This is a genomic window from Thiohalophilus sp., from assembly GCF_046483665.1.
Classification (GTDB): Bacteria; Pseudomonadota; Gammaproteobacteria; order UBA6429; family Thiohalophilaceae; genus Thiohalophilus.
Map to the genome: position 1 here is coordinate 1 of NZ_JAWOCR010000043.1, position 19,719 is coordinate 19,719.

The following is a 19,719-nucleotide window of genomic DNA, read 5'->3' on the forward strand; positions in this document are numbered from 1 at the left end:
CGCAGTTCTTCAGTCGTCATCCGATGACGTTCAATTATTTCTGTCAGAGCATCAGTCACAAGAACGAGTGGGTCCTGTTCAAGCAGGGCCTGATCGTCAAGGTTATTGGGATCGATGGTATCGACCCCTGCAAGGGGTAAAAGGCGTTGCAGGCGATAACGAAGATAGCGGATGGCATTGTTATGCATCGCCATGGAGTCGCCCGATATGGAATCGCCGGATTGAGATGTTTTTTTGTTGTCTGACACGCAGCGTCTCATCCTGCTTATTAATTTTAGTTAACACGCAATACTGTCCAGCCGGACAGCTTGTTAAGTACAGGATAATACCAAGAGTAATATAACAATAGCCGGTCGGGGGTGCCAGCCTTGATCAGGCTCGCTTTGCCGACTAAAAACCATGCAAAACAAAAGATTAATACTATGTGACAGCCAGCAACACGTCAGTCGGTAAGCTGATGAGTCAATCCGTATAGAACCGAACGCTACTTGAGTTTTCAATCACTGACACAGGCACCGGTGTCCCAGCGAAAATAACGGGCGTGTGCTTTTTTGTACAGGTAGATACCCAGCAAGATGCCGACCATGGTCATCAAAGCCGGGATTTTTCCGGCCCCGAGCTGGACGAAAACCATACTCGGACAGGCACCGCAGACCGCCCAGCCGAAGCCAAACAACATACTGCCCGGAATGGTCCCCGGCTGGAAGAACTTTTCCTGTCTGGGAATGCGACGCGCCAGAATAATAAATCCCAGCAATGACAGGGCAACAGCACCGGCAAAGGCATATAACATGCGCAAGTCTTCCAGGATGAACATATTATGGAGCTCGTCATAATCGCCAAAACCGATACGCGCGATCACGAAGCCCATCAAGGCCCCCATCAGACCATAGGCGAGGTACATACGTGTTCTGGATTGTTTCATCAGATTGCCGCCTCCATCAATAACGACAGACCAATGGCGCTGAGCATGAATACCACGGTAGAGAGCAGGCTGGCGGGAATCAGTCGGGCACAACCACTCAGGCCATGGCCGGAGGTACACCCTCCCGCCATCTGGGCACCAAAGCCAACCATCATGCCGCCAAACAACAGGGATAACCAGACCTCCGTGGGGCCACCAAATATCCGGCTATGGGTATCACTCAACTGGAGTTCAATTTCAAATTGTCCGGAGCTCAGGGCCGCAATCAGCCCCCCGATAAGCATCGCCAGCAGAAAAACCAGGTGTGCGGTCCACGGTGTGTGGCTCACCGTCTGTGTTACTGGCGTGGTTGTGTCCTCTTCGGTTTCTGACTCATCGGATGACTTTTCATCCGCACTGGCGGCGCCGAATTCCGCCAGGGTCGCCGCCAGCAGCGCATCCTCGATTTCGCCATCGTCGGCCTCTTCGAGTTGTGCGGCGGAACGGGCCATCTCACGGTCTTCCTTCCAGCCGACCACTTTGGCCCAGCTGCCGGACACCCCAAGCATTTTACCGAGCAGCAACAGGTAAGCGAGACTCACACCGCCCAGCGCCAGCGCGCCAATCCACCAGGGCCAGTATTCCACGGCTTATGCCTCCCTGGAACGAAACGGATTCAGGCGACGTAAAAAACCTACTACTTCGTTCATTTCCGGTTCGGCATCGGCTTCGGCTTGCGCCGCAGCTGGCGCCTTGCGGTTCGGATTGGCGGCCATATGCTTTTTCAGTAACTGCTCACCCTCTGCGAAACCGGCTTCCCGTGCCAGTTCAATAGCATTTTTTCCCTCATTGTTGGTTGCATGGGGATCACAACCGTATTCGAGCATCAGTTTCACCAGTTCCACATTTCCGACAGTCACCGAGGCCATCAGTGGGGTCATACCATCTTCGGTTTTGAGTTCGTAGGAAGACATGCCGGTCTTGATCAGCGAGCGAATGACCCCGACCCGCTGTTTCTGGATGGCATTGAACAACGCCGTGGCGCTGATCTGCTCTTTGGAGCGGCGCTCGACCATCTTGCCGTTGGGCAATAAGGTCAGGGGAACAGGTTTGCCCTCCAGCGCAAGCTGGTAGCGGGCACACTGGTCGAAAAGCCCCTCACAATAGTGTTGTTTCCATAATTTCAACGACGCATCGGCCGCGAACTGGGCATAAAGTTGACAATTGGTAGTATGTGAACATGTCATATCACCTCACCTCCCGTGAAGTGGTTGTCCGGGCCTGGCTCCTGAAATTGACCCGTTTAGGGCAAATCCTGTTTATTCTGTCGGCAAATAATCTGTGAACTTTAGCACAAATTTCCTGGCCGACCGGGGCGGCAGCAGGCAGGAATGTCTGAAGGATTCTGCAGCGCTACTCGTCGGCCATGCTCGCCTGGACCTGGCGCAATTGCCTGACCCAGGGTTGCCACTGACGCAACGCTTCAGGGAGCGACTCCATCGCTTCAGTAGCATCGGCTACGGAGGGATAGGAGCCATACACCAGGGCATACTGATTGCGGTTCTGATTCAGAAAATAGCCGCCGCGTCCCTGGAGCTCATATTCGCTGTAATAGCGCTTTATCAACCGGCTGTTGCGACTGCTGGCAAGCTGAAGCGTGTAGTCATCGGAGTTCTGTACCCGTATCCACTCCTGCGGACCAAATACCAGTTCGACCTGCGGCGGCTGTCCGGGCCGGACTGCATCCTCCCGCAACTGGGCATAAGCATTGACCAGACCTCCACGGGCGGCCCGCTTGAACCAGTAATTCGCCAATTGCCTGTTAGAAGCAACACCGGTGCCGTTTTTGTAAAACAAGCCGAGATCGTATTGCGCAACCGGGTCATTCGCCTCGGCGCGCTGCTTCAAAATGGACAGCGCCTGATCATGCTCCCCGCGTTGACTGGTCGATAGCGCTTTCGCCACGTCGTCAGCAAAGGCCGGGGGGATCATCAACCCCATTACCAGGGCAACGGCACCGGCAAGCTGGAGAGAAAAACCAGGAACGCGAACCATTTCAGCCTGCAACCGGTTCATGACAGGGTAACACTGCGCTCGGCCTGCCGATGACGGTTAATGAACATAGTTAACCAGTCATGTAGCAACAAATTCGCCTGGCGTTTTTCGTCAGGCAGTAGCATACCGCTGTTGGGCAACTCATAGCGCGCCAGCAGCCGCTCTATCCCCTGATACCCGATCACTTCCGCAAGCATGGCATCATGATAAACCCGCACACTCATACTGAGATCGCGTAATAGCGACGGGCTGCTATCAAAATGCTGGGATAGCTGCAACCACTGGGTATAGGGACCAAAATCGGTGACCTGAATATTCAGGCTGTGCTGCTCGTGGGTAATTTTATAGCGTCCCTGATGTCCATGGTGCAAGTCCGGGATCAACAGACGCAAATACCGGTAGTTCTTTTCATAGAACCACATGGGTTGCCGGCGTCGATGTTGTGCAATTGTATGACTCATCAGAGTTTAATCAGTAAATCATGCAGTATCTATCGGTCAGCACAAAAGAATCTTGAACTACCACAGGTTACCACTGCGGCCAGGGGATGTGTAGGGCCGGGCCAGCCGAAAAGGACAGAATGATCGAAGGCACGGGAAAATGGCGGCAAAGCAGGTTCGAGGTCCACACAAATAAAACGGGCCGTCAATCACCTGACGGCCCGCCTTCAGGGGAGTTGAATAACCGTTATCTCAATCAAACTCCATCACCGATTCCAGGCGCTCCATGTCGTTAACCACCTTCCACTGGCCTCCCCCGGAGTCGACCCGGTTCTGCCATTCTTCCAGGCGATTCATATATTTACGCGGATCAACATTATCGCTGCTTAACTTGATAACATTTAACGCCACCACATTAAAGCCATCCAGCTGCAGCGGTATGTCCCGCACATATCCTTCTTTCAGATCCTCTTTCATATCCGAGAAGATGAGAATCGTTTTGTTCCCGGCCCCGACTTCATTAAGGTGCTCGATCGCTTGCAGGATACCGCCCGTGATATCGGTATAAGAGCTCGGTTTTACTTCCTTGACAAATGTATCAATCGTCTCACGAAATTTTCGGCGTTGCGCATTGGCCTGACTGGGCCGCGTATCGAAGGTTTGCCGATGAACAATATCCTTGCCGCTGAAGCTGCCCGTATCAATTCGGGCCACAGCAAACGTATCGCCCGGTTCCAGCTCGCTCAATATATAATTGATAATACGCTGGGCGTCTGTTAACTGCTCGGTATAGGTGCCCGATGTATCCAGCAGCATATAGACACCGTGATCACGCGCTTTGTTATGCCTGGAGCAGCCACTGACAACAGTCAGTGCAACTATCATTATTATAACAAGCAGTTTTATTGGTTTCATTTCTCCCCCTTAAAATGCGGATGCGGTATCAATTTTCTCGCCTTTATCTCCGCCTTTGCCTGATTCCTTGTTTGCCGCTATTAGCCGTTCAATTAACAGGGGCGCAAAAATAACCAGATCGTAGATATTTTCAAGCACTCTCGCCGCATAGCGTGAGATATTGCCAACAAACCGAAGCAGCCACGCCAGGCTACGCAGGAAGCCTACTCCGATAATACCGAGCACTGTACGCAATGAATGTACAAAAGACTCGAGCGGGATCGCCACAAAGACCAGCGCAAAGGGCAACATAAAGCCCAGCCCCATCTGCGCGGCAGTGGTGATCCACAGATAACCGCCTTGCAGGGCTTCTTCACCGCCGGTCAACATGGAGGCCTGTTTCATTTCAACCAGCCATTCACGCATATAGGCCAGGCCGGCTTCCACCGAAGCCAGGACCAGCAGGATCGTGAAGGTTATCCAGATCATGCGTACACGCATCTTGTCCGGCAGGGCGCCGATAATAGGAAACAGACGGGTAATCCGCAGGGATTCCATTAAAAACAGGCCCATAGCAATTTCCACAAGAATGATCACCAGTGCAGCAACATCCGAGGTTGGCATGCCAATGATCTCACTTTTCGCCCCCACCATTTCCGACATAGGCAATGCGATCAAATTGAAGTTAATCATGGCGCCGCCTATAGCGATAATCAGCACGAATGAAGAGATGAAAAACTGGGTAATAGATGAGGAAGACAGCATTTCCAGGGCGCGATTACTGTGCTTCTGGATATTTTCATACTCATCCATATGCCGATCGATGGTGACCGAACGCTGCAACAGACTATTGACGTTCTTGTCAACCTTGCCGAGTATTTGTTTGACGTTGCGCCAGTGCGGCATCATGTTATTCAGCAGTTGATGACGTTTGTGACTGGCCTTGCGATACTCCTCCAGTGCCCGGGTATTGGCTTTGACCAGAGATTGATGGATATCCTCGAGCACATTTCCCACCATCGGATCACCTTTGGTAGAGGGTATCTTGGCGACAGCCTCCACCGCCTTGACCCAGGCAGGTGGTTCCGGGGGCACTTCGGTGCTTTCCTTGTAGTCTTCGTCAATTTTGGCAATTTCCTCGCTCAATTGACGATGCAGGGAGGGATACTCGGCCAGATCCTTGCGCACGGTGGCATCAATCCGGTCAAATTCCCTTTCGATAATCCGTTCGGTAGCTTCCCTGCCCTGGCTTAGTAATACCTCGCGATTACGTTCAAGCAGACGTTTTTCGGCGCGCATGATAGCCGCGGCAGTCAGGCGCATGGCACTGTGCAGCACCTGGCCGACGGAACGAATAGCGCGATGGGCATGTGCACGGGCTGCCCATAAAACAAAACTCAGGATAATGAACCAGATCAGCACACTTAATAAAACGCTGCCGGGCACAATCATTAATATGTCGCTCATTATTATCTCCTCACATCCTGTCAGAACGTGATAGTCCCAACCCGGGAATGGTAACGGTATTCAGGCAGACAAAACCGATAAGCGGATCACAGATCATCCGCAGTTATTTTAGTTATCAGAGACTTACCAGAAGCAGTATAGAGCGTTCAGGCGATTAAGCGAGCCGTACCTGCACGGGAAGAAGAGTTTTGTGAACCAGATACGTAAATTGGCGTTGAGTGCAGGTAAGCTCAATCCCGCGCGGTGTAATCGGATAGCTGTTTGCGCATGCGCAGATGTGCCTGGCTCATCAATTGGCTGACCCGGGATTCGCTCACCCCCAGCACCTCACCTATTTCGCGCAGGTTGAATTCCTCGTCATAATAGAGACCAATCACCAGCTTCTCCCGCTCCGGCAGCGCCTCGATGGCTTCGACCAGATGCTCCTGAAAGCGGGTTTCTTCCAGCCCATCCAGCGGCGTGGTCTGACCGGCCTTGTAGTTATCGCCCAGTTGACCGTCATCGACGCCAATATCCACAAAACTGAGAATACGGCAACTGTTGGTCTCCTGTAGGATCTGGTGATACTCGTTGAGTGTAATCCCCATCATCCCGGCAACTTCACCCGGCCGTGCCTCGCGCCCGGTGTCCGCCTCGATCCGATGCACACACTCCATCAGATCCCGTGCCCGGCGATGTACTGATTTGGGTGCCCAGTCATTGCGGCGTAATTCATCCAGCATGGCGCCCCGGATGCGGATAGTGGCATAGGTTTCAAATGTGGCCCCCTGGGAGGGATCATAATGCTGGGCCGCATCGAGCAGGCCAAGCATTCCGACCTGGATCAGATCATCTACCACTACACTGGCCGGCAGGCGGGACATCAGATGATAAGCAATCTTCTGCACCAGCGGCCCGTGCGTTTCCACGAGCTGTTCGGCTTCGCTGAGCTGGCTGGTGCTGTACATCGAAAGCGGCATCAGAATTTACCTGTATGAGCTTGCTATAATGTCGGTAGCCGCAGGCGGCAACTTGAGTATTTCTGTGTCAAACGATATTGAATAGCAATATGCAGAAAACGTGCCTATTCTCGAAAGAACTTTAACTGCTTGCTAATCAATACCTTGCATTTAGCCTGTGCTATTGCCCGGCCTCAGTGTCATGAATCCGCCACCGACGACTAACCTGCAGGAATATACTTGTCAGGCGCACAGGGACGGCGGGATCAGGCATAAAGATCCAGTAATCCATTGGTGTTCGTATTGAGCCGGGTTTCTCCCGCCTCGGTGGTCGACGCGCTATCGGCTTCGGACTCCTCGCCACGGGCGAGTCCCTGGCCCCGGCCATCAGGGTTGTCCCCGGTCTGTTGTTGTTCGGCGAAGGACTCCTGGGACACATTGACATCGCCCAGATCCAGACCGACCTCGCCAAACATTTCCCGTAACCGGGGGGCCGCCGCTTCCACCGCATCCCGCACCTGGGGATTGGCGGCGGTGATGCTCAGACTGGCCTGATCACGATTGATCGTCACCCGCAGTTCCAGAGTACCGAGTTCCGGAGGCTCAAGACGAATCTCGGCCTTTTGCATGTTCTGGCCGACCATCCACTGGATCCGCTCCCCAATCCCGTTACTCCAGTTCGGATGCTGCGGCGAAACCGTCATCGGCGGCAACTGCATTTCGGCTCGCTGCCCGCCGGCGTTATTCGCCCCTCCGAGTCCCGCCAGCAATTGATTGAACTGTCCCTGCTGTGATGTCCCGGAGCCCGTATTCAGGGACAGCGAGCCGTTCAATCCCGTTTCCGTATTCTCTGCAGCGCTGAGCAAGGTGGCCGGTTGTCGCGGATCGACAATCCGGTTGCTGGTTTGCTCGGTGAGTAGTTTGAGCAGATTCTGGTTGAAGAGCTCGTCACTGTTCTGGAACGGAGCGCCGGCAACCTGGCTCGTCGCTTCGCCTTGCGTCCCCGGTTGCATTAAATTGGCTTGCAGCGGATTGGCCTGGCGTAACAAAAAACTGGCAGCAGCCCCGGCGTCGCGAATCAACGCAGTCCCGGACTGATCAGCCCGGGACAGAACGGCCTGTCCGTCAGCCCGCGGTAGCGGTAATTCATCCCAGACCATCAGGGCGGACCAGGCGATGTCTGGTGATTCCGACGGCAAGCTGTTGCCGCCTTGTTCCCCGGTGGTTGCCGCGGGTGGCAATTGCAGGGTTGCCGATTCCCCTTCGGGGTTGAGCATTTTCAGTAGCAGGCCGCCGAACAATTGCGGTGCCAGCCCCTCGGACGGCGGCGCCGCTTCGCCCTGGCGCGTGTTTTCAGTCGTACCCTCACCTTTGGCAGCCGGTTTTGTCGACAGCGACATCATTGCAGCTTCAGACATGAATGCGTTCTCCACAGCAGTTTGTCTGTGTAACTGCAAGGGGTATGCCAAATCACACCTGGAGGAGGAAAACTTGCTATTGTCGGGTTACACCGTAACCGCCACAAAACCGGGACGAACGAATAACAATCAGTGCCAGTTTGATTAGCGCCCCCTGCGCGTCAGGAGGGTTTGCTCGGCTTGTGCCGGGCTCCGGCCAGATCGTCATTTTCCAGCTGTTCCTGCCGCTCGGCCTGATGGCGTTCGTGACGTGCAAAGCGATCCCGGGTTTTGTCCAGAATGCGGGTCTGCTGATGGCGCTGTTGCCAGTGATCGGTTTGTTGCCGGCACTGCACGGCCAGTTGTTCCACCACCTGCTGCTGATTTTCGATCGCCTGATCCAGCTGGCACATAAAAGCCTGAAAATGTTGCAACTGGGAACCACTGATCCCCTGTTCGCCATCCTGTAAAAACCGCCGCCGGTATTCTTCCCGGTATTCGCGAAGTTCTTCGAGTTTGGTTTGCTGGGCTTCCATTTGCTGTCGGGCCTGCCCCAGATCGCGTACGGCCTGCTGTTCCTGTTTTTCCGCCAGGTGCATGAGCGATTTGATACGGTCTGATTTTTTCATCTCAGATCGTCACCATCGGGACTTCCGGTTGCGGTGTGCTTGCCGGTTCTGACAACAGCTGATCCAGCTGATTGAGACTGTTCTGCCAGTTGGTCGGCTGGTGCATATCCTGACGCAGGAATTCCATCAATTTCGGATGCATGGCAATCGCCTCATCAATACGAGGATCACTGCCGCGGGCATAGGCGCCGACACTGATCAGATCGCTGTTACGCTGATAGGTGGAGTAAAGTTGCTTGAACTGCTGCACTTTTTTTTGCTGTTCGTTCGAGACAATCGCATTCATTGCCCGGCTGATAGAGGCCTCCACGTCGATTGCCGGATAATGTCCCGACTCCGCCAGTTGGCGGGACAACACAATATGCCCATCGAGTATCGCCCGCGAGGCGTCGGCGATCGGTTCCTGTTGATCGTCGCCTTCGGTCAGCACGGTATAAAACCCGGTTATCGAACCACCCCCGCCGGGGCCGTTGCCGGCACGTTCCACCAGTTGCGGCATGCGCGCGAAGACCGACGGCGGATAGCCCTTGGTGACCGGTGGCTCACCGATAGCCAGGGCGATTTCCCGCTGGGCCTGCGCGAAACGGGTCAATGAGTCCATCAGCAAGAGGACATGCTTGCCCTGATCACGAAAATATTCAGCGATACTGGTGGCCAAAAAAGCGCCGTGCATACGCATTACCGGGGTCTGATCCGCCGGTACTGCCACCACGCAGGCGCGAGCCATGCCTTCGGGGCCGAGGATGTTATCAATAAATTCTTTCACCTCGCGGCCGCGTTCGCCGATCATACCGACGACAATAACATCCGCGGCGGTATAGCGGGTCATCATCCCCAGTAGCACACTCTTGCCAACACCGCTGCCGGCAAACAGTCCCATACGCTGGCCTCGGCCGACGCTTAACAGGGCATTGATGGCGCGCACACCCACATCCAGTGGTGCGCTGATCGGGGCGCGTTCCAGCGGGTTGATCGGTTTGCCGGTCAATGGCATGCGTTCGGAGGCTATCAGGGGGCCACGTCCATCCAGCGGTTTGCCGGCGCCGTCGAGTACCCGACCCAGCACACCGTCACCCACGACGGTTTCATACACGCGACTGGTAGGAATTACCCGGGCATTGGGATGGATACCGTGAATATTACCGGTAGGCATTAAAAACAGTTTTTCCCCTGCAAACCCGACTACCTCGGCTTCAATGCTGTCGCTGTCTTCGCTTTCGACCAGACAACGGCCTCCGATGACCGACTGACAGCCTACCGCTTCCAGGGTCAGACCGACCATCCGGCTCAGGCGTCCTTCGACAACCAGGGTTTCCACCTGTTGCAGGCGTTCTGACAGACTATCAAGTCCCTGTCGCCATTTGGCGCTACGCTCAGTTGTCGGAATCGTCGCCATCGCTGACACGTCCCCCGCCGAATACGGCTGTTGAGATCCTGGCGATCTGTTTTTCAATCGTCGCATCGATGGTCGAGTTTTCTGCCACCACCTTGCAGCCACCACGACTGATCAGCGGTTCTTCAACCACTTGCCACAAGCGGTTGTCGCTATCGGCTTGATCGAGTGACAGCGCTTCACGGACCAGCTGGGCATCTTCGGGATGTAACTGAACCCGGATGTTGCGGGCACTGACCGGCAGGACGTTAACAGCCTCGCGCACTACGGCAATGACCTGCTCGGGTTCGGTTTTCAGCTCCCGGCGAATAACATGCCGGGCGACGGCCATGGCCAGTTCTCCGGTCTGCTCGATCACCTGCTCATCCAGCCCGGCAAATGGCTCGGTCAACCCTGACATCAGGCGTTCCAGTTGTTCAGCCCGACGCCGGATTTCTTCCTGTCCGTCCGCCAGACCCTTGTCGAAACCTTCCTGCTTGCCCAGCTCAAAGCCTTCTTCATAGGCTTGCTGCTGTATGGCTTCCAATTGTGAGGCGGTGGCCGGAGAACGGGGTACGGCATCGTCATGTACGTGGGGGAGCTCCCAGCGCTCATAGGCAGACTTCTGATTGTCGACCACCTTAGACGAACTCATCGCCGCTACCGCCCAGGGAAATCTCACCTGATTCTGCCATGCGCCGTGCAACTGTCAGAATCTCTTTCTGCGCGCCCTCTACTTCGCTGAGCCGTACCGGACCCTTGGCATCCAGATCGTCGAGCAACATCTCGGAAGCCCGTTTGGACATATTCTTGACGATCTTGTCTTTGACGCTTTCATCGGCGCCCTTCAATGCCATAATCAGATTCTCTGAAGAAATTTCGCGCAACAGCGACTGGATACCGCGGTCATCCACATCCACCAGGTTATCAAAGACAAACATTTGCTCCTGAATGTTCTGGCCCAGCTCCTCGTCCTGCTGCTTGACCATATCCAGGATTTGCGACTCGAGACTGGTGTCGACAAAGTTAAGCAGATTCGCGACAGTCTTGATACCACCGACTCCGGCCGACTTGATACTGTCCGCATGTCCCGCAAACTGTTTTTCCAGCGTCTCGTCGAGTTCATGCAAAGCGCTGGGCTGAATACCGTCGAGTGTAGCAACCCGGATAACGACATCGGTGCGCATATTCTCGGGTAATGCTGAGAGTACTTCGGCGGCATGATCGCTTTCCAGATAAGAGAGGACGATCGCGATAATTTGTGGATGCTCGAGACGAATCAGTTCGGCAATAGCTCTGGGTTCCATCCACTTGAGGGTCTCCAGCCCTTTCGCATTGTGGCCCATCAGGATGCGATCGATCACATTGCCGGCCTTGTCTTCGCCCAGCGCGCTGACCAGCACATTACGCAAATAGTCTTCGTTACCGATACCCAGTTCGGTCTGCTCATCCACCGTATCGCAAAACTGCGCCAGCACGTGATCCACGGTTTCCCGGTTCACATTGCTCATGGTCGCCATGGCTTCACCCACACGCTGAACCTCTTTGGGGCTCATGTGCTGGAGGATGGCCGCCGCATCCTGCTCGCCCAGTGTCATTAACAACACGGCGGCACGCTCCGTGCCGGTAATGTTTTTACCTTTGGAATCTGCTTCTGCCATATCGATTGCTATCCTGCCGCGAACTTATTTGTCGTCCAGCCAGCTCTTGACTACCTGGGCTACGCGCTTGGGTTCCTGGGAGGCCAGTTGTCGGGCCATATTCAGATTATCTTCATAGGTTGCTGCTTTGGGCAAACGGGGCTGACCGCCTCCCCCTCCGGAAAGACTCAGCTGATCCTCGGAAAGTTCCTCGCCGGTCTGGGGATCCACGACCCGGGTCGGGCGGTGGCTCGCCAGGCTACGCATCACCGGGCGCAGCACTCCAAGCAAGATTAGCAGAGCCAGCAACGCGCCACCCACTTGCTTGAGAATCGACCAGAAAGCCGGTTTCTCCCAGAACGATTCGGCCGGGATCTCCTCCAGTTGTACCGGCGGGGTAAACTCGGCGTTGATTACCTGAACCGAATCGCCGCGCACCGCATTAAACCCGACCGCTTCCTGGACCAGCGTCCTGAAGCGGGCCAGCTCTTCGTCGGTATAGGGTGTGGATGCGGGATTACCCTCGTCATCAACCCCCTGCTTTACATCCAGCACCACGGCAACGGAGAGCCGACGAATGGAACCGGGCACATTGCGGCTGTGACTGATCGTGCGATCCAGTTCATAGTTGCGCGTTGAGCGGCGACGAATCTGTCCGGTCTCCCCGGTTTGTGCCTGATTACCCGTGGCAGCATTGGCCTCTTCGGGAGCCTGGGCCTGACCCGGCGGCGTGTTGGTCAACGCGCCCGGAATCCCGCCTGCAATGGCCGAGCCGTTGACCTCTTCTTCAAACGACTGTTCACTGCGCATCGCTGGCGCATCGGGGTTATACGCCTCACGGGTGGATTCAGTACGATTAAAATCGAGATCGGCATTGACTGTCGCACGAACATTCTCCCGTCCCACCAGCGGTGTCAGAATATTTTCAATCCGGCTGGCATAGGAGTCTTCCACCTTGCGTGAATAATCGAATTGACTGGTGGTCAGGGCCAGCCCTTCCTGGTTCTTGCCGGACGATAACAGGCGCCCCTGATCATCCACTACCGTCACCTCAGAGGCGGTCATGTTCGGCACACTGGATGAGACCAGATTAATGATCGCATTAATTTGCTGTTTTTCCAGTTGCCGACCCGGACGTAATTTAAGCATCACCGAGGCACTGGCCTGGCGCTGACTGCGAATAAACGCCGACTGCTTGGGCAGGGCCAGATGCACCCGTGCGGTCTGCACCGCCGTGATTGAACTGATGGTGCGAGCCATTTCGCCTTCCTGGGCGCGATGAAAGCGCGCATTTTGCATGAACGAGCTGGAACCAAAGCCGTCTGCATCTTCCAGCAACTCGAAACCAACACCGTCGGTCTGGGTGAGATTGGCCGCGGCCAGTTTCAATTTGGCCTGATGTAATTTGTCACTTTCCACCATCAAGGTGCCGCTGTCGGGATCCAGCCGGTGATCGATCCCCGCACCCGACAGTACCTGGACCATTTCCTGGGCGCTCTGGCCGGTGACGCTGCTGTAGAGAATGCTGTAATCCGGACTGCGGGACCACAGCACGATCGCCACACCCAGCGCGATACTGGCGGCCAGCCCCACCAGCAAACCGGCCTGTTTCAATACGGGCAGATTCACCATTCCCTGAAACGGCGCATTGAGTTGTTCAGCTTTAACAAGATCCATAATCGTGTACTGTCATATTGTTAAATAATTAAGTTCGGTTCCCGGGCAGCGGCACAAAGCGTGATTACCGAACAACCGGCGTTACTTTATTCATCCGGCGACCTCGCCACTTCACGAATCAACGCCTTACACCTGCATATTCATAACTTCCTGGTAGGCGCTAACCAGTTTATTACGTACCTGCAACATCGCCTCAAACGCGACACCGGACTTTTGCTTGGCAAGCATCACCTCGGACAATTGCACATTGGGATCACCCGATTGAAAAGCATCTGTCAGCTGTTTGGCTTCCTGCGACGCATTATTGACTTCATTGATGGAATGTTTGAGTAGATCCGCAAAGTCGGACTGGCCGTTGGCGGTTTCCTGACTGGCCTGGAGTCCCTGGGTCTGCGCACCCTGGGCCTGGGCCGCCATGGACCGCATCTGTGCCAGTAGCATATCGGGGGTAATCGTTGTGTTGCTCATCGGTTCATTCTCCCTCTCTGATGGCTCGATTTCATTCAGACAGTTTCAAAGCCGCTGGCTTCGGGAACGCGGATGCCGGCCTCACGCATTCTGGCCAGCTTGTAACGCAGGGTGCGCTGACTGATACCCAGTTGCTCGGCTGTAACCTTGCGACTGCCATATTTTTTAATGGCATTGAGGATTAAATCCCATTCGCGATGTCGCAGATCCTGATTCAGCGAATCGACATCTGTATGGTCTTCGGCATCAGACTGTGTCGCGGGCGCCGGTTGCGATGTCGCAACCGGCGCCGGTGTAACCGCCGCTGTCTCCTGAACAGGCACCGTGGCCGTCTCAAAATGTATGTCGCCGGCCTCGATCGCTACGCCGCCGTGCAGAATCATGGCCCGTTGCATCACGTTATCCAGTTCACGGATGTTGCCGGGCCAGGTATGGCTTTGCAGGCGTTGCAGTGCGCCCTCATCCAGCTGCGGAATCATCCGCCCCGCGTTACGCGCCTGCTTTTCCAGTAAACGCTCGGCGATCGGGCCGATATCCTCAATTCGTTCGCGCAACGCCGGCAGGTGCAGGGGGAACACGTTCAAACGATAAAACAAATCCTCACGAAAGCGGCCTTCGGCCACCACCTGGCGCATATCGCGATTCGAGGTCGCCAGCACCCGAACATCGAGCTGAATGACATTGTTGCCCCCCAGCCGTTCTACTTCCCGTTCCTGTAATACGCGTAGCAACTTGGCCTGCAGGCCAATATCCATCTCCGAGATTTCATCCAGTAACAAGGTGCCGCCCTGGGCCTGTTCGAACTTGCCGGGACTGGCCTTGTAGGCACCGGTGTAGGCGCCCTTTTCATAGCCAAACAGTGTTGCCTCCAGCATGTTCTCCGGAATGGCGGCGCAATTGATTGCCACAAACGGCTGTTCGGCGCGGCTCGAATGTTGATGAATAAAGCGCGCCAGAACTTCCTTACCGACCCCGCTTTCGCCGGTAATCATCACCGTCGCATCACTGTCGGCTACCTTGCGCGCCATAGCCGCCAGCTCCTGGGAAACGGGGGCCACGGCCACCATGTCGGTTTCGGCTTCGGGTTGACCGATATACTGCCCCACCATGTTAACCAGCACTTCGGCCTCGAAGGGCTTGACCAGATAATCGGCGGCACCCTCGCGCATGGCATCCACCGCCTGCTGAATCGTGCCGTAAGCGGTCATCAACATCACCGGAATATCGGGATACTGGCCACGCAGCCGCTTGAGCAGCGTTTCACCATCCATCTTCGGCATGTTGATATCACTGACCACGATATCGAAGTGCTGCTGTTCCATCGCCCGTAATGCCTCGATACCGTTGGCGGCCAGGACACTCTCATAGCCGGCGAGCTTCAGGGTGTCCTGCAGTGCTTCCGCCAGGGCGTCGTCATCTTCCACGACCAGTATGCTGGATGCAGTCATCTCTGCCTCCTCGTTGGGTTATGCCAGTTGCCCGACCAGCTGTCCGCCTGCCTGCTGGCGGGCATCAGCCTGGATCGGCAGATACAAAATAAACGTCGAACCCTCGCCGGGCTGCGATTCCAGTTCAATCCGTCCCTTGTGATTGCGAGTGATCGCCTCCACCACGGCCAGCCCCAGTCCCGTACCATCCTTGCGGGTGGTATAGAAGGGACTGAAGATTTCTTCCCGTTTGTCAGCGGCAATTCCCGGTCCGGTGTCACTGATCCGGATCACAAGCGATGGGCCATTGCTCTCGGCCCGGACTGTCAGACGCCCCCCGTCGGGCATTACCTGAATCGCGTTCATCGCCAGGTTTAACAGTCCGCTGAGCAACATCTGGCGATTGCCCTGTATCACGCAACCATCACTGTCATCATAAGCGGCGAACTGTATATCGCTGTGACGCAGGCTGGTTTCGATATTGGCCTGCAGATCCCGAAACAGATCGCCGGCGGTAAACGATTCTTCACTGACGGTACCGCGACGGGCGTACATCAGCATGTTTTCGATCACCTGCTCCAGGTGGCGCAGGCGCGAGAAGATTTTTTCCGCGGCATGAATGCGATCCTCATCTTTGAGGTGCTGGCGTTTCAGTTGCGAGGCATACAACAAGGCCGAGGCAATCGGAGTACGAATCTGGTGTGCCAGGGAAGCGGCGGTTTCGCCCATGGCTGCCAGCCGCTGTTGCTGATTGAGGCGATCCTGCATGCGCCGGATCTCGGTCACATCCATCAGCAACAGGATCTGTCCGGGCTCGGCACCCAGCGGACAGGTGGAAATGTTCACCCGGCGACCATCGCGCAATGAAACATCGGTGCCATCATCCGGCCCGGGAGCAAAAGCCCGGCCAATCACGGCGGACCACGGTTGTTGCAGCAAGGGTTCGCCCAGCAAGTCCCCTGCGGCGGGATTGTGTTCCTGGATCTGACCCTGTCCGTCGAGCACCACCACGCCGCCGGGCAGCACGTCCAGCAGCAAAGCCAGGCGGTTGGCCAGCCTTTCCTTTTCGGTCAGTTCGCGATAGCGCTCATCATGCGCGGCGGCCAGTTCCTGGTTCAGATCGGTCACGCGCGATTCCAGTAACCGGTAGGATTCGGTCAGCTGGCGGGAGAGCTGATTGAAGGTATTGAACGCTTCTTCCAGGGCCCGGGACTGGCTGGGGGTTTCTTCTGCCATACGATACTTGTCCGGTTGCATTCCTATGACGCCATAATTGACACACAGGAAACCAAGAGCAAGAACCGTGCCTGAACCGGTTTTTATTGAAATTCAACAAGTTGGGAGATTGAAATCGACGGGAGTCAAAATCCTGTCACCGCCTGGACAGGTTTGTTCAGGCGGTTTCAGCCCGTTGCAGACCGAGTTTGCGCATTTTTTCCACCAGGGTAGTACGGCGCATGTTCAGGCGCTTTGCGGCATGCGCCACCACGCCGTCTGCATCGTCCAGCGCCTGTTTGATCAGGGCATACTCTATTTCCTGCAGATGTTCACGCAAATCCAGCCCCTCGGTCGGCAGACGTGCCGGCTCGCCGCTCACCTGCCGCTGGGGCTGGACTTCCAGTTCCAGCAGCGAGTCATCCTCAATCTCTTTTTCCAGTACCTCGACCTCGATACCCTCACGGTATTTCTCCGGCAAATCCCGGATATCCACCAGCCCGTTGGGAAACATTATCACCAGCCGCTCGATGAGATTGGCCAGCTCGCGGACATTACCCAGCCATTCATAGTCGCTCAGTGCCGCCAGCGCGGCCCGGTTGAAACGTACCGAACGCTGCTGTTCGTGTTCGATGCGGGTCAGCAGCTCGCCAATCAGTAGCGGGATATCACCCCGACGCTCTCGCAGAGGCGGCATTTCGATGGGAAATACATTCAGCCGGTAATAAAGATCCTCACGGAAACGTCCGGCACTGATCTCCTCTTCGAGGTCACGATGGGTCGCGGCAACTATCCGTACATCCGCCTCGATGCTTTTGTTACTGCCAACCCGCTCGAACACCCGCTCCTGAATCACTCGCAGCAGCTTGACCTGCATGGACAACGGCATATCGCCGATCTCATCCAGAAACAGGGTCCCGCCGCGGGCCATTTCAAAACGCCCCTGGCGGGCGGTCAGGGCACCGGTAAAGGCGCCTTTTTCATGTCCGAACAGTTCACTTTCCAGCAGGTCCGGCGGGATCGCACCGCAATTGACCGGAACAAAGGGTTTTTGCCGACGGCCCGAATGATAATGCAGATTACGCGCAACCACTTCCTTGCCTGTGCCCGACTCGCCGAGAATCAGGACATTGGCATCCGCGCTGGCCACCTGCTCGATCTGCTTGCGTACTTCACGAATCGCCGTACTTTTCCCTACCAGGCTGCGAAAGAGAGTCTGGGATCCACTGCCGGGATTTTCGGCCTGGCGCCGATGGATGTCGGCCTGGTGCAAGGCATGATAGAGCTGACGATATCTGAGAGGATATTCGATCTTGCCAGCGATATATCCTCCGGCAAAACCGCTCTCGGTGTCGGGAGTGCCACGTTCACTAATCAGAAGAATAGGGATGTCCCGGGGAAAGTAGTCATACAGTGCCTTGAGCTCTTCCAGGGTTGTGGCATCTTCCGAATGCCGGCCCAGAACAATGATATCCAGTTGCACATCGTTGTGATTGGCTGCCTGCCACTCACCATAGTCACATCGCTGGACGCTGCCGTAGTCGATAAAATCGAATAACAGGCTCACATCTTCGGCACGCTCATCGTCCCAATCGACCAGCAACATATGCTGTGCCAGCCTCTCCGGGTCTTTGTGGGACAAATGATCGTCAACAGAATTAGTAGTCACTGGAACGCATTAACCGATAAATTATGTGGTTTGAGGGATATCAGGTGAAATATTAATCAGTGCCTGGCGGCATGTCAAAATATTGTCACCCGGTTAACAAAAAGTTAACCTCCGCAGCCATTGCCGGGGCAAGGACAAAAACACAATCGCCACACCGGACCTCTGGACACCCACAATATATATAGTATGTTCAGCGCCCGCCTCCCTGGCGCTGGTGTGCAATTTCCCGACGATGACGGCGGAATATCCATTTTTCCAGCCGGACCCGGATCTCATCCTCCAGCGAGGCAAAACGGGAACAGATTCGCCATACCCCGGGTTCCACTTCATCCTGGCGGTTTTCCACGGCCAGTTTGAGCGCCCGCGGCAGGCGCGGTTCGAGAAACAGCTCCAGCCAGCCCCGGGGAGAAATGGGTGCATCACAATGCCACTCGATTCCGCTGGCCGCCAGACGCACCAGTTGGCTGGCGGGCAGGGACTGTTGTTGACCCAGCAGCTGGGTGACCAGCTGAATCAGCAGGTCCAGCTTCATTTCCAGCCCCTTCAGGGCAGCATTGTCACTCTCCCCGGCGTCACTCGCCGGGGGCAGTTCAAGCAGGGAGTCCAGTAACAAAAAAGTCGTGAGGTTATGCTCGTAACCGGCGGCCGGATCAAGCGGAGCATCATGCCAGAGGACTCCTGCCTCCGGCGTCACCACCACCCCGTCGGGCAGACATTCATCGTTGCTCGCTGTCATCTGATCAGTATATCAGCCGCTGTGATGGCGGTAGAGCTTCATGGCCTGACGCGCCTGCTGGCGCTGGCCGAGATAGTCGCCCAGACGTTTTTTTTCCGCCTCGCCCAGGGCAATGGACTCGCGATCGATGTCTATCACATCCTGCAGCAGGTGCTGAATGTCGTGCAGGGCGCCGGGCATCTCCGGATGTTCGAACAACTGTTCGATAATGGTCTGGCGCTCCTGTTCCATCTCGGCGAAGACCTGCCAGTTGGACTCTCCTGCCTGCTGGCGCATACCGCGGGTCAGGTTCAATACCTTGCGGGCATAATGTCCGGGCGATAGATAATATTTTACCACTTCAGCACACATGGATTCAGGAACGCATCGCATCCAGGCCGGTGGCGGAAGTACCTTCCTGGATGAGAGGCAATTCGTCCCAGGCGCTTTTGACCGATTTCATCAATGAAGAGACTTCATCCAGCAGGACCGGATCATTTTCCACATTGGCCCGGGCCAGACGCCGCGTCATGTAATCGTAAAGATCGTCCAGATTCTGGGCAATCTCGCCACCGGACTCCAGATCCAGACTGGCGCGCAGGCCATCGATAATGGAAATCGCCCAGCTGATATGCCCGCCCTTTTGCGCCACTTCGCCGCGTTCCATATGTCCCTTGGCGGTGGCGATTTTTTCCAGCGCGCCATGCATTAACATCTGGATCAGACGATGCGGATCCGCCGATTCTACGCCACTGGAGACACCAATGCTGTTGTAGTGTTTAACCGCACTATGTAGTTTTGCCCTGTTCATC

The 19,719-nt window shown here is 55.6% G+C and carries 22 protein-coding genes; all 22 read right to left on the reverse strand.

Annotation, left to right across the window (positions count from 1 at the left end; translation table 11 throughout):
* On the reverse strand, positions 1 to 248 hold a 248-nt coding region (locus tag R6U90_RS09680), incomplete at its 3' end, for a hypothetical protein (protein WP_410352485.1).
* 248 nt (positions 249 to 496) lie between these two features.
* Positions 497 to 925: a YeeE/YedE thiosulfate transporter family protein gene (locus tag R6U90_RS09685; RefSeq protein ID WP_410352486.1), complete on the reverse strand. Its 429-nt coding sequence runs from the start codon at positions 923 to 925 to the stop codon at positions 497 to 499.
* Positions 925 to 1,551 carry a YeeE/YedE family protein gene (locus R6U90_RS09690; protein ID WP_410352487.1) on the reverse strand — a complete coding sequence of 209 codons (627 nt, stop codon included), beginning with the start codon at positions 1,549 to 1,551 and terminating at the stop codon, positions 925 to 927. The genes R6U90_RS09685 and R6U90_RS09690 overlap by 1 nt, the downstream gene beginning before the upstream one ends.
* 3 nt (positions 1,552 to 1,554) lie before the next feature.
* Entirely contained in the window at positions 1,555 to 2,151 is a 597-nt protein-coding gene (locus R6U90_RS09695; RefSeq protein WP_410352488.1) for an ankyrin repeat domain-containing protein, read from the reverse strand.
* A gap of 166 nt (positions 2,152 to 2,317) precedes the next feature.
* Entirely contained in the window at positions 2,318 to 2,980 is a 663-nt protein-coding gene (locus R6U90_RS09700) for an SPOR domain-containing protein (RefSeq protein ID WP_410352489.1), read from the reverse strand.
* Complete coding sequence (locus R6U90_RS09705; protein ID WP_410352490.1) at positions 2,977 to 3,420, reverse strand: DUF1249 domain-containing protein; 444 nt, start codon at positions 3,418 to 3,420, stop codon at positions 2,977 to 2,979. The genes R6U90_RS09700 and R6U90_RS09705 overlap by 4 nt, the downstream gene beginning before the upstream one ends.
* A 231-nt stretch (positions 3,421 to 3,651) precedes the next feature.
* Positions 3,652 to 4,215: a VWA domain-containing protein gene (locus R6U90_RS09710; protein WP_410352491.1), complete on the reverse strand. Its 564-nt coding sequence runs from the start codon at positions 4,213 to 4,215 to the stop codon at positions 3,652 to 3,654.
* Positions 4,216 to 4,323: 108 nt separating this feature from the next.
* Positions 4,324 to 5,760 carry a hypothetical protein gene (locus R6U90_RS09715; protein WP_410352492.1) on the reverse strand — a complete coding sequence of 479 codons (1,437 nt, stop codon included), beginning with the start codon at positions 5,758 to 5,760 and terminating at the stop codon, positions 4,324 to 4,326.
* A 230-nt stretch (positions 5,761 to 5,990) separates the two neighbouring features.
* Positions 5,991 to 6,719, reverse strand: a complete 729-nt coding sequence (locus R6U90_RS09720; RefSeq protein WP_410352493.1) for an RNA polymerase sigma factor FliA — start codon at positions 6,717 to 6,719, stop codon at positions 5,991 to 5,993.
* Between the two features lie 245 nt (positions 6,720 to 6,964).
* Positions 6,965 to 8,116 carry a flagellar hook-length control protein FliK gene (locus R6U90_RS09725; protein ID WP_410352494.1) on the reverse strand — a complete coding sequence of 384 codons (1,152 nt, stop codon included), beginning with the start codon at positions 8,114 to 8,116 and terminating at the stop codon, positions 6,965 to 6,967.
* 161 nt (positions 8,117 to 8,277) lie between these two features.
* Complete coding sequence (gene fliJ / locus R6U90_RS09730) at positions 8,278 to 8,724, reverse strand: flagellar export protein FliJ (protein WP_410352495.1); 447 nt, start codon at positions 8,722 to 8,724, stop codon at positions 8,278 to 8,280.
* Between the two features lies 1 nt (position 8,725).
* Positions 8,726 to 10,120 carry a flagellar protein export ATPase FliI gene (fliI, locus tag R6U90_RS09735; protein ID WP_410352496.1) on the reverse strand — a complete coding sequence of 465 codons (1,395 nt, stop codon included), beginning with the start codon at positions 10,118 to 10,120 and terminating at the stop codon, positions 8,726 to 8,728.
* Positions 10,098 to 10,751 carry a flagellar assembly protein FliH gene (locus R6U90_RS09740; protein WP_410352497.1) on the reverse strand — a complete coding sequence of 218 codons (654 nt, stop codon included), beginning with the start codon at positions 10,749 to 10,751 and terminating at the stop codon, positions 10,098 to 10,100. Before R6U90_RS09740 ends, fliI begins: the two co-directional genes overlap by 23 nt.
* Positions 10,738 to 11,757, reverse strand: a complete 1,020-nt coding sequence (gene fliG, locus R6U90_RS09745; RefSeq protein ID WP_410352498.1) for a flagellar motor switch protein FliG — start codon at positions 11,755 to 11,757, stop codon at positions 10,738 to 10,740. Before fliG ends, R6U90_RS09740 begins: the two co-directional genes overlap by 14 nt.
* 24 nt (positions 11,758 to 11,781) lie before the next feature.
* Entirely contained in the window at positions 11,782 to 13,413 is a 1,632-nt protein-coding gene (gene fliF / locus R6U90_RS09750; protein ID WP_410352499.1) for a flagellar basal-body MS-ring/collar protein FliF, read from the reverse strand.
* A gap of 126 nt (positions 13,414 to 13,539) precedes the next feature.
* Positions 13,540 to 13,881 carry a flagellar hook-basal body complex protein FliE gene (gene fliE / locus R6U90_RS09755; RefSeq protein ID WP_410352500.1) on the reverse strand — a complete coding sequence of 114 codons (342 nt, stop codon included), beginning with the start codon at positions 13,879 to 13,881 and terminating at the stop codon, positions 13,540 to 13,542.
* Between the two features lie 35 nt (positions 13,882 to 13,916).
* Entirely contained in the window at positions 13,917 to 15,329 is a 1,413-nt protein-coding gene (locus R6U90_RS09760; protein WP_410352501.1) for a sigma-54-dependent transcriptional regulator, read from the reverse strand.
* Positions 15,330 to 15,347: 18 nt separating this feature from the next.
* Positions 15,348 to 16,544: a sensor histidine kinase gene (locus tag R6U90_RS09765; protein ID WP_410352502.1), complete on the reverse strand. Its 1,197-nt coding sequence runs from the start codon at positions 16,542 to 16,544 to the stop codon at positions 15,348 to 15,350.
* 157 nt (positions 16,545 to 16,701) lie between these two features.
* Positions 16,702 to 18,129, reverse strand: a complete 1,428-nt coding sequence (locus R6U90_RS09770; protein ID WP_410352503.1) for a sigma-54 dependent transcriptional regulator — start codon at positions 18,127 to 18,129, stop codon at positions 16,702 to 16,704.
* A gap of 253 nt (positions 18,130 to 18,382) precedes the next feature.
* Positions 18,383 to 18,928, reverse strand: coding sequence for a PilZ domain-containing protein (locus R6U90_RS09775; protein WP_410352504.1), 546 nt, complete (start codon positions 18,926 to 18,928; stop codon positions 18,383 to 18,385).
* 12 nt (positions 18,929 to 18,940) lie between these two features.
* Positions 18,941 to 19,267: a flagellar protein FliT gene (locus R6U90_RS09780; protein ID WP_410352505.1), complete on the reverse strand. Its 327-nt coding sequence runs from the start codon at positions 19,265 to 19,267 to the stop codon at positions 18,941 to 18,943.
* A 16-nt stretch (positions 19,268 to 19,283) separates the two neighbouring features.
* On the reverse strand, positions 19,284 to 19,718 hold the full coding sequence (gene fliS / locus R6U90_RS09785; protein WP_410352506.1) for a flagellar export chaperone FliS: 435 nt from the start codon (positions 19,716 to 19,718) through the stop codon (positions 19,284 to 19,286).
* Between the last annotated feature and the right edge of the window lies 1 nt (position 19,719).